The organism is Bradyrhizobium sp. Gha (genome assembly GCF_900113735.1).
Taxonomy (GTDB): domain Bacteria; phylum Pseudomonadota; class Alphaproteobacteria; order Rhizobiales; family Xanthobacteraceae; genus Bradyrhizobium.
Window position 1 is genome coordinate 14343 of sequence record NZ_FOQM01000025.1, and the last position, 15405, is coordinate 29747.

Below are 15405 nucleotides of genomic sequence, written 5' to 3' on the forward strand. Positions count from 1 at the left end.
AAACAATTTCCGGCGCGCTGGGCGCTTCGGAACTATCATGAAGCCATGGGAGATCTTGTTTCAATCGACCGACTCGATTTTATGATCCTTACTCACCTTCAGCGCAACGGCTACTGCTCGAATGTGGAACTGGCCGCTGCGGTCGGACTGACGCCGAGCCCTTGCCTCGCCCGCATGAAACGCCTGCAAGACTGCGGGGTGCTCCGAGGCTTCAACGCCGTGATCGACCTTGGACGATTGGGCCATTTCATCACGGCGTTCACCGAAAACACGGTCAGTGAGCGTCGGCGCGACAGTTTTCGGCTGTTCGAAGCGGCGGCCGAGCGCTGTCCCGAGATCATCGAGTGCTGCAATGTAACTGGCGGGTGCGACTACCGTCCAAGATAGAGCGGGCGATATGCTTAAAGTATCGACGCCGATAAATCACCGCGCTAGAGATGAAATGACCGGCCGTGGTTGATCCCGCCCTTCTCTCCCGGGGGCAGCAGGCTGACCGCGGAACGAGATAGGTCAGCTATCGCCGAGGCGTTCAGGATCGTCATTGCACGAATGACGAGGACCTTATCCAGGCGGCTCTACAACTCGCCTACATATATGCGGATCTACTGCCTGGGATTCAGCGCACTATTGAGACCATCGCCGATCAGGTTGAAGCCGATGACGAGAGCGATGATTGCCAGACCGGGGAATAGTGCCATCCACGGCGCCTCGCCGAGAAATTGTCGAGCCACATCCAGCATAGCGCCCCAGGAGGGAGCCGGAGGCAATTGACCAAGACCAAGAAAGGCGAGGCTCGCCTCGGCGAGGACTGCAATCGCCATAGTGAGAGTCGCTTGGACGATGGTCGGTGCAAGCACGTTCGGCAGTACTTGGCCGGTCAGGATCGCCAAATGACCAAGCCCTTGAGCGCGCGCTGCAGCAATGTAGTCCTCGGTACGAACAACCAGCGTCTCGGCACGTGCAACGCGGACGAAGACTGGAATGGCGGAAATGCCGATCGCGATCATTGCATTCTGGAGACTGGGACCCAGGAACGCGGCAAGCGCAATCGCGAGGACGAGAAACGGGCAGGCGAGGAGAGCATCCGCAATACGAGAGATCACCATGTCGGTGGCGCCGCCAAAATAACCGGCAACAAGACCGAACGGCAGGCCGATCAACATCGCAACGGTCACGGACACCAGGCCGGCCGCGAGCGACGCCTGAGTTCCAAAGATGACCCGAGACAGCACATCGCGGCCGAGATCATCTGTGCCAAACCAATGGGCTGCATTGGGTGCGGCACGAATCGCCATCCAGTCCGGCGTGTTTGGATCATAGGGCGAGATCCATGTCGCGAACACGGCCAGCGCAACAAAGAACAAGATTATGGTGCCGCCGATCACAGCGGACGGTTCGCGCAACAGGCGACGAATTTCGGAGCGCCCGCCTCCACGCATCTGAGCGGGCACCGGAGCGGCCTCGGTCGTGCTCATGACCTCAGCCTCGGATTGAGCAGCCCATAGGCCACGTCGGCAACGAGGCTCATAAGCAGAAATATCGCCGCGGTGCAAAGCACGACCGCCTGAACCACGGCATAATCGCGGCTGAACACGCCATCGACGACCATCTTGCCGAAACCGGGAATCGAAAAGACCTGTTCCGTCAGCACCGCGCCCGCCAGTAGCTCGCCAAATTGCAACGTACCCAATGTGACCACAGGGATAAGTGCGTTCGGTAGAGCGTGGCGCAGCACGATGGTGCGTTCGCGGACGCCCTTCGCGCGGGCGGTGCGGACATAGTCCTGCTTCATCGCCTCGATCATCGCGCCGCGAACATGGCGCATCATGATCGCAGCTGTGCCCGTGCCCAGCACCAAGGCAGGCATTAGCATCGAGATCAGGTTGTGGCCGATACTTTCAGATGGAGGCACGAAGCCTCCGGCCGGCAGCCATCCGAGGTTCACCGAGAACAGAAGGATCAACATGATCCCCAGCCAGAAATGCGGAATAGAAAGTCCCGCAAGTCCGAAAAGACTGGCGCCATAGTCGAGTGCCGTCCCGCGCCCCAAGGCCGCGAGGATGCCGATCGGCAACCCGACGAGCAGCGCGACCAGCATCGACAGGATCGCGAGCTCGATCGTCACCGGCAGTTTTTCGGCCAGCATGGTGCCGATCGGCAGCCTGGTGCGGACTGAGGTGCCGAAATCGGCATGCACCAGGGCCTTGAGCCAGATGCCGTATTGCACCGGAATTGGCTCATTGAAGCGATACTTATGCCGAAGATATTCAATAACCTCGGGATTGCGCTCCTCTCCGGCAAGTGCCAGCGCCGGATCGCCAGGCAGCAACTTCTGCAGACCGAACACCATCATCGACACCAGCAACAGGGTCGGCAGCAAGACGGCGAGACGGCGCAGAAGCAGGGTCTTCATTGGAGCGGACAGGTCCTCACCTGAGGAGCGCGGACGTTGCGCGTCAATTCGTTGGCTTGACACCTACCAGGCGAAGCAGCCCGTCCGGCACCATGACGATGCCGCCGACGGATTTGCGAGCGGCAAAGAACCAGTTGGGGTGATAGAGCGGAATCGACGAGAGTGCCGTCAGGTAGATATCGGTCGCCTTCGCGTAGAGCGCCTTGCGCTTGGCTTCGTCGGCCTCGCCGCGCGCTTGAGTCAGGATCGCATCGAGATCCTTGTTGCAATATTTGTTGACGTTCTGGGAGCCTGAGCAACTGAAGAAGGCGACCAGCGTGGGGTCCGGATCGGCACGGCCGCTCCAGTTGCCGATATAGGCTTCGAAATTGCCGTTCAAGTATCGCTCAATGGCAGTGGTCGTTTCCATCGGCAGCAGCTTGACGTCGAAGCCTGCCTCGGCCGCCATCGACTGCATGATCTGCGCGACACGGGCGTCGCCGGCCGTGTTCTCGTACTGAATTTCGATCGGGACGCGGGTCATTCCGGCTGCTGTAATCAGCGCCTTTGCTTTAGTAATGTCGCGAGCCGGCGCCTTGTGAGCTGAATCGTAGAACGGAGATGAGGGCGGGATCATCTGATTGTCCGCCAGGAACTCGCCGTTGAAGGCTACGCGATTGATGACATTGCGATCGATCGCGAGCTCGAAGGCCTGCCGCAGCGTCGCGTTCTTGCCGAGTGGCGTATCGGCGTTCGCGCCTGCGCCGACATTGAACATCAAATGCGAGACTGCAAGTCCCTGGCCGGAATGGAGCGTGAGGTTGGGGTCGTCACGCACGGTCTTGAGATCGGTCGGCGCTACGCGTTCCGCGAGCTCGAGATCGCCCGCTCGTACCCGCGACAATCTCACCGTCGAGTCGGGCACGTAATAGTAGACGACTTCGTCGTACCCGACGGCGCCGGCGTTCCAGTAGCCCGGGTACTTCTTGAGCCGAATGAGATCGCGTGACTTGCGCTCGACAAATTGATACGGACCTGCGCAGACTGGTGCAGCTGCAAAGTCGCCGGCTTTCTCCGTCGCGGCCTTCGGCGATACCATCATTCCGGCACGATCGCTGAGATTGGCAAGCAGCGGCACGAACGGTTCAGACAGGTTGAACGTGACCTTGTCCGCGCCGAGGGCTTCGACGCTGACGATCGGCGCGAGCTCGGCCTTGCGCTTCGAATCCGGCATCGTTTTCATGCGCTCGATGTTGAACTTGACCGCCGTCGCATCAAAAGCGGTGCCGTCGTGGAACGTGACGTTCTTGCGCAGGGTGAAGGTGATCGACTTGCCGTCCGGGGCCCAATCCCAGGCCTCTGCCAGTTGTGGCACGATCTTGAGGTCGGGAGAGATATCGACAAGTTTGTCACACAGCGCCGCAAACACGAACCGGCCGGAATAGGTGCCGCTGAGTGCGGGGTCGAGCGCATCGGGATCGTCCTGAATGCCGACCCGCAGTGTTGCCGCACTGGCCGACACAAGGCCGGATCCGATCATCAGAATTGCCGCCAACGCTGTGCCGATCCGCTTCATGCGAATTCCTTTCATCCCAAGGCTTCTGTGCCGAGGCTCCGCCGCCGAAGGAAGACAAGCACGCCGAATTAGATTTGTAAACGTCTAGAACAAATCGACTTATGGATTAGAAGATGGGTATATTTTATTACCTTTATGAAGAGAGAATGCCTCTCCTGCTGCCTCTTGACGGCAGGCTCAAGTCAGCATTAGTTCGGGTATCGGACGAAATAGATTGAGCTTTTATGCCAGATGCCCCCTCGTTGCCTATCGCGCGACAGCAATCCGTGCGCCTCGTCATCGAGCGCCTGTTACGTGACCGAGCAGTCTCGCGCGCCGAGCTCGCTCGCAGCACGGGCCTGTCCAAGCAGACAATTTCCGAAGTCATGCGCGACCTCGAACGCGATGGCTGGGTCCGCGAGGACGGACAAATCCAGGGTAGCGTCGGCAGGAGTGCGGTCACCTACGCGTTGCGGCCGGACGCTGCTTTCGTGCTGGGGGTCGATCTGGGCGGCACCAAACTGCACGTCGCTCTTGCCAATTTGCAGGGGGAGATCGTCGCCGAGAGCATCGAGTCGACGTCCGGCGAAGGTGGTGCTGCCGTGGTCGCTCAGATCGGACGGATGCAGGACTCGTTGCTGGAGCAAGCATCCGTGCCGGCACAACGTCTGCGCGGCGGCGTGATGGGAAGTCCTGGCATAATCGATCCGGCGTCGGGCAGCATCGTCATCGCGCCCAATATTCCCGGACTTGATAGTCTGGATGTGCGGGCCGCACTGCGCGAGCGCCTCGGGGTCGACGTCGCGATCGAGAACGACGTCAATCTTGCCGCGATCGGGGAGCACTGGCGCGGCAACAGCCGCAAAGCCCGTAGCTTCGCTTTTATTGCCGTGGGCACCGGTATCGGCATGGGGATCTTTTCGGATGGCTATCTCGTGCGCGGCGCGCGTGGCGCGGCCGGCGAAATCGCCTACCTGCCGCTTGGCGGCGATCCCTACGATACGCGCGGTCTTCGCTTGGGGACGCTGGAAACCGCCGTTGGCAGCGTCGGGATTGTCGAGCGTTATCTCGGACTTGGTGGCATCCCGGGCAGCACGGTGCGTGATGTCTTCGATCGGCTCGATAGCGATGGGGCGGCACGAATAGCAATCGACGAAGTCAGCAGAATCCTTGCGAGTGCGATCCTGGCCGTGCACAGCATCCTCGATTCAGAGCTTATCATCATGGGTGGCAGCATCGGTGCGCGGCCCGAGCTGAAGCTGCGGATCGACGAGTATCTCGGGCGATGCATGCGACAGCCGGTTCGGATCGAGCGCAGCGCGCTTGGCAATCGCGCCACGCTGATCGGTGCGGTGGGCAGCGCGATCGATCTCGTGCATCGCTCCCTGTTCGGCATCGGCAGGCACGCGGGCCCGCTGGCCCTTCCCACCGTGGCGGCGGATGTTGCGGCATGAAAGTCCATCCGTCTCACACCAGCGATCGGAGAACAGCATGAGCTGGGGAAAGCGTGATTTCATGCTGCCAGGACGCTCCCTGGCGGTCGGCGACCGGGGCATGGTCGCAGCCTCTCACCCCGCCGTCACGCTGGCTGCGGTCGAAATCCTTCGCAGCGGTGGCAACGCCGTCGACGCCGCGATTGCTGCAATCGCGCTTCAGGGCGTCATCGACCCGCACATGACCGGCATCGGTGGCGACTGCTTTGCGATATATGCTCCTGCTTCAGGTAAACCCGTCGCCATCAATGGCTCGGGTCGCGCGCCGGCGAAGGCAGAGCCAGGCTGGTTCCGGCAGTCCGGATTGACGTCGATCCCGGATGACTCGCCCCATGCCGTTACAATTCCGGGGGCGGTTGATGCATGGTGCCGACTCTCTGCCGACTATGGCTCAAAAGGTCTCGACGAAATCTTGGCGCCAGCGATCAAGGCAGCCGAGAACGGCTTCGTGGTGACGCCGCGCGCCGCCCTGGACTGGGCACGCTATGCCAATCGCATCGAACGGCATCAGACCGGAATGCCCGTGTATCTGCCCGGTGGCGCTGCGCCGGGCATCGGCGGCAAGCTCAGCCATCCAGCACTCGGCGCCACGTTGCGCCGGATCGCACGTGAGGGACGAGCGGCGTTTTACGAAGGCGCCGTCGCCGATGAAATCGTCTCGGTCTTGAAGGCGCTGGGCGGCCTCATGGAGGCCGAGGATCTGGCGACCGCACGGTCGGACTATGTGACGCCGATCAGTGCCGACTACCGTGATCATCAAATCTGGCAATGTCCGCCGAACGGGCAGGGCGTGGCAGCGCTGTTGATCGCGCGAATTCTTGCCGGTTTCGACATGGCCGATCCAGCGCTCGGCGAGGTAGATCGCATCCATCTCCTGGCCGAGGCGACCAAGGCGGCCTACCGGCAGCGCGATGCGCTCGTCGCTGATCCCTCATTCCGCCCGTTCGATATCGACGCGTTGCTCTCGGAACGATCAGTTGCGACATTGCGCTCTCGCATCAGCCGCGAACGTGCGAGCGCACCGACGGATTTCGACATGCCTGTTCATCGTGATACTGCCTACGTCGCGGTCGCCGATCGTGATGGAAACATGGTGTCTCTCATCAATTCGCTGTTCTTCGCTTTCGGAAGTGGGATCTATGCGCCTCGCTCGGGCGTATTGCTGCAGAATCGGGGTTCGGGATTCTCGCTCATCGACGGGCACCCCAATGTCATCGCGCCAGGAAAGCGTCCATTCCACACGATCATTCCGGGCCTGCTGGCGAGGTGCGGTAAACCCGTCATGGCCTTTGGCGTCATGGGTGGACAGTATCAGGCGACAGGACATGTTCAGATCCTGAGCGGCATGCTCGATCGCGGCTGGGACATTCAGCAGTCCTCGGATGCGCCACGAAGCTTTGCATTCGACGGCATGTTGACGCTCGAACCCACGATTTCCTCCTCGGTCGCTGAGGATTTGACCGCTCGCGGCCATCGTGTGATTTGGGCCGACGAGCCGCTGGGAGGTTTCCAGGCCGTCCACATCGATGTGTCCCAGGGCGTCATGTTCGGAGCATCGGATCATCGCAAGGACGGCATCGCGCTGGCGCCGTGACCGGGGCGAGGGAGGAACGCGATGTTGGATCGAGCAAAATGAACGACAGCGTCGAGCCGATCCTGTCCATTGAGCAACTGACGCTGGCACTGCCCGCCGGCTCGGATCGGACCTTCGCCGTCGAAGACGTCTCGCTTGCCTTGCACGCGCGCGAGATACTCTGTGTTGTCGGCGAATCCGGTTCCGGCAAATCAGTCTGCGCCTCTGCCGCGATGGGCCTGCTGCCGCAAGCAATCAGCACAGTTGCTGGAGCCGTTCGGTTCGAAGGGCACGATTTGCTGAAGCTGGCGCCGGCCGAATGGCGGAAATTGCGCGGGCGACGTATCGCAATGATCTTCCAGGAGCCGATGACGGCGCTCAATCCTGTTATCAGGATCGGTCATCAAATCACGGAGGCCTTCGAGGCGCACGAGCAGCTCACGCCGCCCGAACGGCAGGTGCGCGTGCGCGCGCTCCTCGAGGAAGTGGGCTTGCGAGATCTGGAGCGGATCATTCGCAGCTATCCGCATCAATTGTCGGGCGGCCAACGCCAGCGCGCCATGATCGCAATGGCACTGGCGCTCGAGCCGTCGGTTCTCGTGGCGGACGAGCCGACTACGGCGCTTGACGTCACCACGCAAGCCCAAATCCTTCGGCTCATCCGTGACATCCAGCAGCGGCGCGGCATGGCGGTGCTTTTCATTACTCATGATTTCGGCGTCGTCGCCGACATCGCGGACCGCGTTGCGGTCATGGAGAAGGGCCGGGTCGTCGAACAGGGCCCGGTCGAAGATGTTCTCAGGCGCCCACGCGACCCCTATACACACCGGCTTCTGGCCGCCGTACCGGGCGGAGTTCCGCCGGAGCGGACGCAAGTCAAGGACCAACCGATTGCGTGTGCCACGATCGGTCTTGCAAAGACTTACCGGGCGAGCGGATGGTTTGGCACGCGGACCGAAGTCGCGGCCGTCAAGGATGTAAGCTTTGAGATCCGGCGCGGCGAGACGCTCGGCCTCGTCGGAGAGTCGGGTTCCGGCAAGAGCACAATCGGACGATTGGTGATGCGCCTCATCGACGCGGATGCAGGCGTGGTCCGCATCGGCGAACTTGATTTTTCCAAGGCGCACGGAGCGCGTCTGCGGGCCGCGCGCAAACACATCCAGATGGTTTTCCAGGATCCGTTCGCCTCCCTCAACCCGCGCCGCCGCGTCGGACGGATCATCGCCGACGGTCCAATGGCGCACGGGGTTCCGGCGACACAGGCCTTCGCCCGGGCCGAGGAGCTTTTGGCTCTCGTCGGGCTCGATTCGGCCGCCGCGCGCCGCTTTCCGCATGAATTTTCCGGCGGGCAGCGCCAGCGGATCGGCATTGCGCGTGCGCTGGCGCTCGACCCTGAGGTTTTGGTCGCGGACGAACCTGTGTCGGCGCTCGACGTCTCGGTTCAGGCACAGGTGCTCGCCTTGCTCGAGACGCTGAAGCAGAAGCTGAGGCTGGCAGTGCTGTTCATCACACACGATCTCAACGTCGCGGCTCAGGTCTGCGATCGAATCGCCGTGATGCGCCTTGGCGAAATCGTGGAGATCAGGCCGACCGCAGATTTGCTCAATCGGCCGGAGCATCCTTATACGCAGGCATTGCTGGCCGCGGTACCGGGGCGGCAACGCAAAGCCCCGGACTGACCCAAGCCCATACCATCAGGAGGTCTGACATGCAAAAGCTCACCGAACTTCCGATACTGCGAGTCGGGCTCGTCGGGAGTGGCTTTATCGCCGCATTCCATCTGCAGTCCATGCTCGGCGTGCGCAATGTCAGCGTCGCTGGCGTGTACAGCCGCTCCGCGGAGCGGCGTGCGCGTATTGCCGACAAGGCGCGCAGCCTCGGCCTTGGACAGGCGCGTGTGTTCGACAGCATCGAGGCGATGGCCATGTCCGGCGAGGTCGATGCGCTCTGGCTGCTGACACCGAACGACACGCGTCTCGACATCATGCGAGAGATTCACCGGGTGACCAAGGCTGGAGCTCCTCTGCGCGCCGTCGCCTGCGAAAAGCCGCTGGCCCGGACGCTTGCGGAGGCGCGAGAAATGCGCAGGCTTGCCGAAGACGCGGGTCTGCTACACGGCTATCTGGAGAACCAGATCTTTTCGACTGCGGTGATGCGCGGCAAGGACATCATTTGGCGGCGGGCCGTGCCTGGCAGCGGCCGCCCTTATCTTGCTCGCGCGGCGGAGGAGCATTCTGGACCGCACGAGCCGTGGTTCTGGCAGGGCGACAAGCAGGGTGGCGGAGTGCTTTCCGACATGATGTGCCATTCGGTCGAGGTCGCACGCTTCATGCTGACTGCACCCGGCGCGAAGCGCGAATCCCTGCGGCTGGTCAGCGCCAGCGCCACCACGGCCAATCTGAAATGGACACGGCCCCGTTATGCCGCCGACCTCAAGAAACGAATGGGAATCGATTTTGCCAAGCGGCCCGTCGAGGATTTCGCGCGCGGCATCCTTACGCTGGAAGATTCGGACGGATACCAGTTGTTGATCGAGGCGACGACCTCGTGGACTTACGTTGGCGCGGGGCTACGTATCCAGCTCGAGCTGCTCGGCCCTGAATATTCGATGGAGTTCTCCTCGCTTTCAACTGGGCTCAAGGTCTTTCTTTCGCGCACGCTGACTGGATCCGAAGGCGAGGATCTCGTCGAGAAGCAAAATGCAGAACAGGGCCTGATGCCTGTGGTCGAGGATGAGGCTGGCATCTATGGCTACACGGATGAGAACCGTCATATGGTCGAGGCGTTTAGGCTTGGTAGGAGCCCTGCCGAGACCTTCGATGACGGAGTTGGAGTCATGGAAATGCTGATGGGCCTGTATCGCTCCGCTGAACTAGGCCGCGCGGTGCAGTTTCCAGATCCTGAGCTCGAACATTACGTGCCGCCAGTGGCTCGGTGAGGCCATCTCATTCCCTTGACCTCTATTTGAGGCAGAGAACACAGCCGCCGCTGCAGCAATCTGATAAGCCTTAGTACGAAGCGGAGCCAGTTAGGTGGATGCGTGATCGCACACGCAGCCAGTCGGCTGACTGACAAGGTTTCTGCCAAAGCGGATCAGTTCGCCGGCTGACAAGGAAAATGCCGAAACGGAGTCAGTTCGCCAACTGATAAGAAAACGCCACAAAAGCTTATCAGTCTGACGAAAAGCTTATCAGTAAGGCACGATATGCAGTCGCCAGTCCGCTTTTTTGATGGCCGAGGGGTCGTTTGGCCTCGGCGTGCGCGATTTCCTCTTGAGGGTTGTCGTTTCCGATGTCGGCTGCTGAGAGGGAAGCAGAAGGATACGAGAATACCAGTAGGCCCCTGAGCTGACCGCGCTCATCGGTGACAAATCCGAAGGCCGCTGCGCTGTTGAGGGAACGATTTCGGGTTCAGGACCCCGGAAGAGATCGAGTTAGGGAACGTTGCCACGGCAGGCCCATGCGATGTTTGCAAAGGATCGCGGGCCATCGGGCCGGCCGGCCTCGTAGGCATCGCGCACGGCGGCATCGGTGCGCGCTCGCTCCGCTGCGTCGAGCGCTGCCACATACTTGCCGAGCGGCCCTTCACCAGCGGCAATCGGAGCCCAATAGTCCGCAAAGCTTTGGTAGTCCATACGGATCATCAGCTCCATTTCCGCAATGTCCACGAGACCCTGTTCAGCAAAAGTCCGTCTCAGTTCGCCCGGCTGCATCATCGGTTGAAAGCAATAGCGACTGCGAAGCTGGCGCCCGCCTTCACCGAGTGCCGCCACCGTGTCGACCATCATGCGCATGCCGGGCATGCCGCCGAGATGGTCCCACACCGCTGCCGCGACCACGCCGCCCGACCGAACGGCGCGGCGCATCTCGGCTACTGCCTTGCCGGCTTCGGGAACGAAGTGGAGCACGAGAAGCGCCAAAGCGCGGTCAAACGTGCTGTCCTGGAACGGCAGGTCGCAGGCATCCGCCTGTTGGATTTTAATTCGTGGGTTTGTGTTGCGCCGGATCACCTCCTCGACAAAGACTGGTGAGTAGTCGACAGCGGCAATCTCGGCGAGGTCGGCGGCTTTGGCGAGCGCGAAGGTCAAGCTCCCAGTGCCGCAGCCGACGTCGAGAATCCTTTCGCCGTCGGCAACCCCTGTGAAGTCGATGAATAGCCGCGCGAGTCGTTGGCTCCAGCGGCCCATAAGCTGCTCATAGCCGGCAGCGTTGTGAACGTTGAATTCCGAGGTCATCGAAGCCTCCGTGCGCTCGCCAAATTCCAAAGACCTCGCCGGGTGGCTACCAAGCCGCCAAAGCAATCGCGCTGCAATCGAGGCGAGCGCGTCGTGCGGATGCGTATGAGAAGATCTGTCACGCGCGCTCCCATTGATGGCTACCATGCCTCATCGAGGCCGAGATGCTCGAACACCTCGCGACGAAGCTCAACGAAATGCGGATCGCCCCGGTGGCGGGGATAGGGCTGGCTGTTAACGACCTCGGCCTTGATCCGTGCAGGTCGGTCGCTCAGCACGACGACGCGGCCGGCGAGCAGGAGCGCCTCCTCGACGTCGTGCGTGACCAGCAGCGCCGTGAAGCTCGAGCGCTGCCAAAGTGATACAAGTTCCGCCTGCATCGTGATGCGAGTCAGCGAGTCGAGCTGGCCCAAAGGTTCATCGAGAATGAGCAGCTTCGGGTCGTTGACAAGCGCACGCGCCAAAGCCGCGCGTTGCGCCATGCCGCCGGAAAGCTGGTGCGGATAGGCATTGGCGAAGCCCGTGAGCCCCACCAGGCGCAACGCGTCTTCAATACGTCCGCGATGGGTGCGCAACAACCCGCGTGCTTCCAGACCAAGCGCAACGTTGCTCCACACCGTGCGCCATGGATAAAGCGTGGGGTCTTGAAAAACGACGACGCGCGATGGGTCGGGCGCTTCGATCTTTCTTCCCTCCGTTAGCAGGGAGCCAGCTGTCGGAGTATCGAGTCCCGCAACCAGCCGCAGCAAGGTCGATTTTCCGCACCCACTTGGCCCCAGGAGAGCGACGAACTCGCCACGGCCGACCTGCAGGTTGATGCGGTCCAATACGGGCAGGGGCTGCCCTTCGAAATTGAAGCGATGGCTCACTTCGCGGAGCGTTAGTGTCGATCCACGGACCGCATGATCGCTTGCGATCGCCGCTACCATCGCACCAGACCTTTCTGCCAGGATAGCAGGCGGTCACGCAAGCGGAACAGCAGCGTGATCAGCCCGGAGCACAAGAGCGCCATGAGCAGTAGCGCCGCGTACATATTGGCATAGGCCGCCCAACCCTGCGCCCATTGCAGATACCAGCCGAGCCCCGCCTTCACGCCCAGCATTTCGGCCACGACAAGAACCGCAAACGAGTTGCCCAGTCCCATGAACAGGCCAACAAAGACATGCGGCAATGCCGCCGGAATCGCAACCTTGAACACGAGGAAGCGCTGGGTTGCGCCCAAGGTCCGCGCAATATCGTAATAGGCGCTCTTCACGCAGGCGACGCCCGACCAGGTGAGCACGGTGACCGGAAACCCAGTGGCGAGCGCAATCAGGAAAATGCTGGCGCTGAAGCTCGATGGGAAAACGAAAAATGCGAGTGGCAGCCAAGCTGTCGCGGGCAGTGGCCCGATGAACCGCAAAACTGGGTGAATCCAATACCCGGCGAGCCGTGACCAGCCAATCGCTACGCCGGTCACGAAACCCACCGTCGCACCGATAAAATAACCAGTCGCGAGCAGACGAGCTGAGGCAAAGATACCTTCAGCCAGGCGTCCCCAATCGTCGATTGCGACTTCGAGGATGGCCTGCGGCGGCGGAAAGAAAGGTAACGGCAGCAATCCGAGCTTTGCTGTGACGGCCTCCCAGGCGACAAAAAACAGCGCCAGCGCAAACAGCCACGGAGAAAGCCGCTGGAGACGCCGAAAAGCAACAAATCGAACGCCGGCAAAGGCCGCTAAGGCAAGGGCAACGGCCAATACGCCGCAGGCAATGGCGAAGCTGCCCGTGTAGGCCCAATCACTTTCGAGCTTATCCGGCCAGAATGCAGTGAGCGCGGCGACCATCGACCATGCGGCGGCCGCGGACAGTCCGCCGATCAAAGAGCGAGGGGTTGAACTCTCAAAAGAGCCGAACCCCGATTTCTCTGATGGCCTCGGCACTTCATCGATGACCGAGCTCACTGCGAATCTTCCCAATTGGCTCAGCTTAGAACGTCAAGATAAATCCGCTCGGCGAACTTGGCCGGATCGGTGCTTCGCTTCATGACGTTCACTGCCTTGAGTTCATCGGTGTAGAGCAGAAGTTGCTTCTTGAGCGTCGCCCCGACCGGATGAGTGTGGTGAGTATGGCTGCGATACATGGTGGCGAGATCCTCCACGGATCCTCTCCCGCCGTATCCCGAATAGATTGCCGCGGCATCGGCGGGATCGCTGGCAACCAGGTCTGCCCCCTCCAGTATCGATCGAGTCAGAGCGGCCGCCACCGGCATTTCGCTTCGGGTGAGGCTGCCGCGTATCGCGAGAACGCAGCAGGTGCGGTCGGCGAATTCACCCGTCAAGTTCGTCGCGATCTCGTTGAGTTTGCCTTCCTTGAGCCAGAGGTAGGGCAGCGGATCTATCTCGGCTAGCGCCTGCACTTCGCCCTTGTCGACGGCAAGAGCGAGCAGATTGGCCGGGTACTGGCGCCACTCTACCTCTTGGGCCGGGTCGATACCCTTTTTGGCGAGGTAGATCGAAAAGAAGTTCTTCGCTGGGCTCGCCTGATCGCTAATCCCGATAGCCTTGCCGCGCAGGGACTCCAGGCTGTCAATATTCGCTGTCTTGGAGCCGAGGAGCCGGATGCAGCCGCCGTGCACACCCGCAGTGATCCGAACGTCGAAACCTTGCTCCAAAGGTTTGAGCCAGCGAAGGGCCAATCCCAAACCGGCATCCGCCTTGCCAGTTGCAATCGCCTCCAACAACTGGTCGGTGGAACCGCCGAAATTGACGAACTCGACACCGATGTTGTGCTTGGCGAAGATACCCCGCTCCTTTGCGACTGCCGCAGCGACCGTGCACGCCGCGTTCGCGTTCCAAGCGAGTTTGAGTTGGCGAGGTGGGCCCTGCAGCTCTTCACCATTCGCAGCGGTGCGGCAAATAAAAGGCTCGCCGGGAATATAAGACAGCGATCCAGTCCCGGATGCCGTTAGCGCACGAGCCGCTCCGAACATCCCTGGCGCCGCGGCGCCGAGAGTGCCCATTAAGGTGAGCACCGTGCGGCGGGAGAAGGCGCTTCGCTTCGCCTCGGGTAGACCTTTCGTTGAGTTGTCGCGCTTTTCCATGATGTCGCTCCCAAACTCGCGTGTGAGTGGAAGATTGGAACGGGTGCACTTCGCGGGGCCCTACCTCACCTCTTCGTGGGCATCATCCGAGCCCGCCTGCTACACAGGTGAAGGCGTTCACATTAACCCAAAAAATTGCGAGGAGGTAGCGGTGCGGTGATTAAGGCTCTTGTCAACCGTGTTGACCTACACACTGCGATTTGGTCGCGCTACGCGAGTAGATGATCAATATTCGGGTCGAGCGCACGCTCCAGCATGGTGCTTGCGTTGCGCGAATTGAACGACGCCTAGATCATCATGCAGGATAGGTGAACCTCCCAGTGCGAAGTCCTGCATGCTATGGAATAGTCGGCTGGTCGCAGCAGAACCGAAGCTACTGGTTAGGCTTTGCGCATTTTGCCTCATCGGCTTCCCGCTTTGCTTGCTTGATCCCGGGAATGCCATCAACGTTGCACCGGGGGACATACTTACGAGGACGCCGCATGATTATCGCCCTTGTACGATACAAGCTGCCGCCGCAGATCGACTGCGCCGCGTGTCGTGAGCACTTTCACACGATCGCACCCAACTTCCGCAAGGTGACGGGGCTGATCAGCAAGCACTTCATCTGGTCTGAAGGCGGCTGGGCCGGCGGGGTGTACCAATGGGAGCGCATCGAGGACGCCAAGGCGTTCTACACCGGGCCGTGGCTCGAGGGCATCATCAAACGCTACGGCATGAAGCCGCAGATCGATTTTTGCGAGGTCTTTGCGGTGACAGACAACACGTGCGGCAAGGTTGAGCTGTTCAAGGAGACCGTTGGCTCCAATTGACCCCTGAGCTGATCTCGCTGATCTGCTGTGCTAGCGCGTAGAGGTGGCGGTCCGTCGGGCAGGCGAACGCCGGTGCTCGCTTCCGCCTGTAGGGCGAGCTCTTGGCGCAATCCGGCACGCCGCAGGCTACGACCGCGACGCGCGGTGTCGTGGTGGCGGTTGCTCAACGTCGCGGACGTCAGCTTCGGATAACCAAGCGGAAATCTTACGATCAGTCAGAGCACTGCCGCTCGCAACCCACCTCCGACATGGCGACGTGTGTCGT

General features: G+C 61.2%; 13 protein-coding genes. 6 read left to right on the forward strand and 7 right to left on the reverse strand.

Annotated features, from left to right (window positions below):
• Positions 1-45 precede the first annotated feature (45 nt).
• Positions 46-387, forward strand: a complete 342-nt coding sequence (locus BM222_RS25980) for an Lrp/AsnC family transcriptional regulator (protein ID WP_092234186.1) — start codon at positions 46-48, stop codon at positions 385-387.
• A 215-nt stretch (positions 388-602) separates the two neighbouring features.
• On the opposite strand, the gene BM222_RS25985 is transcribed toward BM222_RS25980, so the two are convergent.
• Genes BM222_RS25985 through BM222_RS25995 form a run of 3 tightly spaced genes read right to left on the reverse strand, consistent with a single transcriptional unit; the run spans position 603 to position 3968 of the window.
• Positions 603-1475, reverse strand: a complete 873-nt coding sequence (locus BM222_RS25985) for an ABC transporter permease (protein ID WP_092234189.1) — start codon at positions 1473-1475, stop codon at positions 603-605.
• Positions 1472-2413 (reverse strand): ABC transporter permease, encoded by a 942-nt coding sequence (locus tag BM222_RS25990; RefSeq protein ID WP_092234192.1) that lies wholly within the window; start codon positions 2411-2413, stop codon positions 1472-1474. The genes BM222_RS25985 and BM222_RS25990 overlap by 4 nt, the downstream gene beginning before the upstream one ends.
• Positions 2414-2456: 43 nt before the next feature.
• Positions 2457-3968, reverse strand: coding sequence for an ABC transporter substrate-binding protein (locus BM222_RS25995; RefSeq protein WP_092234195.1), 1512 nt, complete (start codon positions 3966-3968; stop codon positions 2457-2459).
• 266 nt (positions 3969-4234) lie between these two features.
• Between BM222_RS25995 and BM222_RS26000 the strand changes: the two genes are divergently transcribed.
• The 4 genes from BM222_RS26000 to BM222_RS26015 are packed head-to-tail and all read left to right on the forward strand — an operon-like array spanning position 4235 to position 9951.
• The gene (locus tag BM222_RS26000) at positions 4235-5401 is read left to right on the forward strand and encodes an ROK family protein (protein WP_092234445.1); all 1167 of its coding nucleotides are present in this window, start codon (positions 4235-4237) and stop codon (positions 5399-5401) included.
• Positions 5402-5438: 37 nt separating this feature from the next.
• Entirely contained in the window at positions 5439-7034 is a 1596-nt protein-coding gene (ggt, locus tag BM222_RS26005; protein WP_092234198.1) for a gamma-glutamyltransferase, read from the forward strand.
• A 38-nt stretch (positions 7035-7072) separates the two neighbouring features.
• Positions 7073-8692, forward strand: coding sequence for an ABC transporter ATP-binding protein (locus BM222_RS26010; protein ID WP_092234201.1), 1620 nt, complete (start codon positions 7073-7075; stop codon positions 8690-8692).
• Positions 8693-8721: 29 nt separating this feature from the next.
• On the forward strand, positions 8722-9951 hold the full coding sequence (locus BM222_RS26015) for a Gfo/Idh/MocA family protein (protein ID WP_092234205.1): 1230 nt from the start codon (positions 8722-8724) through the stop codon (positions 9949-9951).
• A 495-nt stretch (positions 9952-10446) separates the two neighbouring features.
• On the opposite strand, the gene BM222_RS26020 is transcribed toward BM222_RS26015, so the two are convergent.
• The 4 genes from BM222_RS26020 to BM222_RS26035 all read right to left on the reverse strand — a co-directional run bounded on the left by BM222_RS26020 (position 10447) and on the right by BM222_RS26035 (position 14328).
• Positions 10447-11247 carry a class I SAM-dependent methyltransferase gene (locus BM222_RS26020; protein WP_092234448.1) on the reverse strand — a complete coding sequence of 267 codons (801 nt, stop codon included), beginning with the start codon at positions 11245-11247 and terminating at the stop codon, positions 10447-10449.
• A gap of 140 nt (positions 11248-11387) precedes the next feature.
• A complete protein-coding gene (locus BM222_RS26025; protein WP_092234208.1) occupies positions 11388-12176 on the reverse strand; it encodes an ABC transporter ATP-binding protein in 789 nt (262 codons plus the stop codon).
• Positions 12170-13108, reverse strand: a complete 939-nt coding sequence (locus BM222_RS26030) for an ABC transporter permease (protein ID WP_502690923.1) — start codon at positions 13106-13108, stop codon at positions 12170-12172. Before BM222_RS26030 ends, BM222_RS26025 begins: the two co-directional genes overlap by 7 nt.
• Before the next feature lie 101 nt (positions 13109-13209).
• The gene (locus tag BM222_RS26035; protein ID WP_502690919.1) at positions 13210-14328 is read right to left on the reverse strand and encodes an ABC transporter substrate-binding protein; all 1119 of its coding nucleotides are present in this window, start codon (positions 14326-14328) and stop codon (positions 13210-13212) included.
• Positions 14329-14810: 482 nt separating this feature from the next.
• Here BM222_RS26035 and BM222_RS26040 point away from each other — a divergent pair, with 482 nt between their 5' ends.
• Positions 14811-15140 carry a hypothetical protein gene (locus tag BM222_RS26040; RefSeq protein WP_092234211.1) on the forward strand — a complete coding sequence of 110 codons (330 nt, stop codon included), beginning with the start codon at positions 14811-14813 and terminating at the stop codon, positions 15138-15140.
• The last annotated feature ends 265 nt before the right edge of the window (positions 15141-15405 follow it).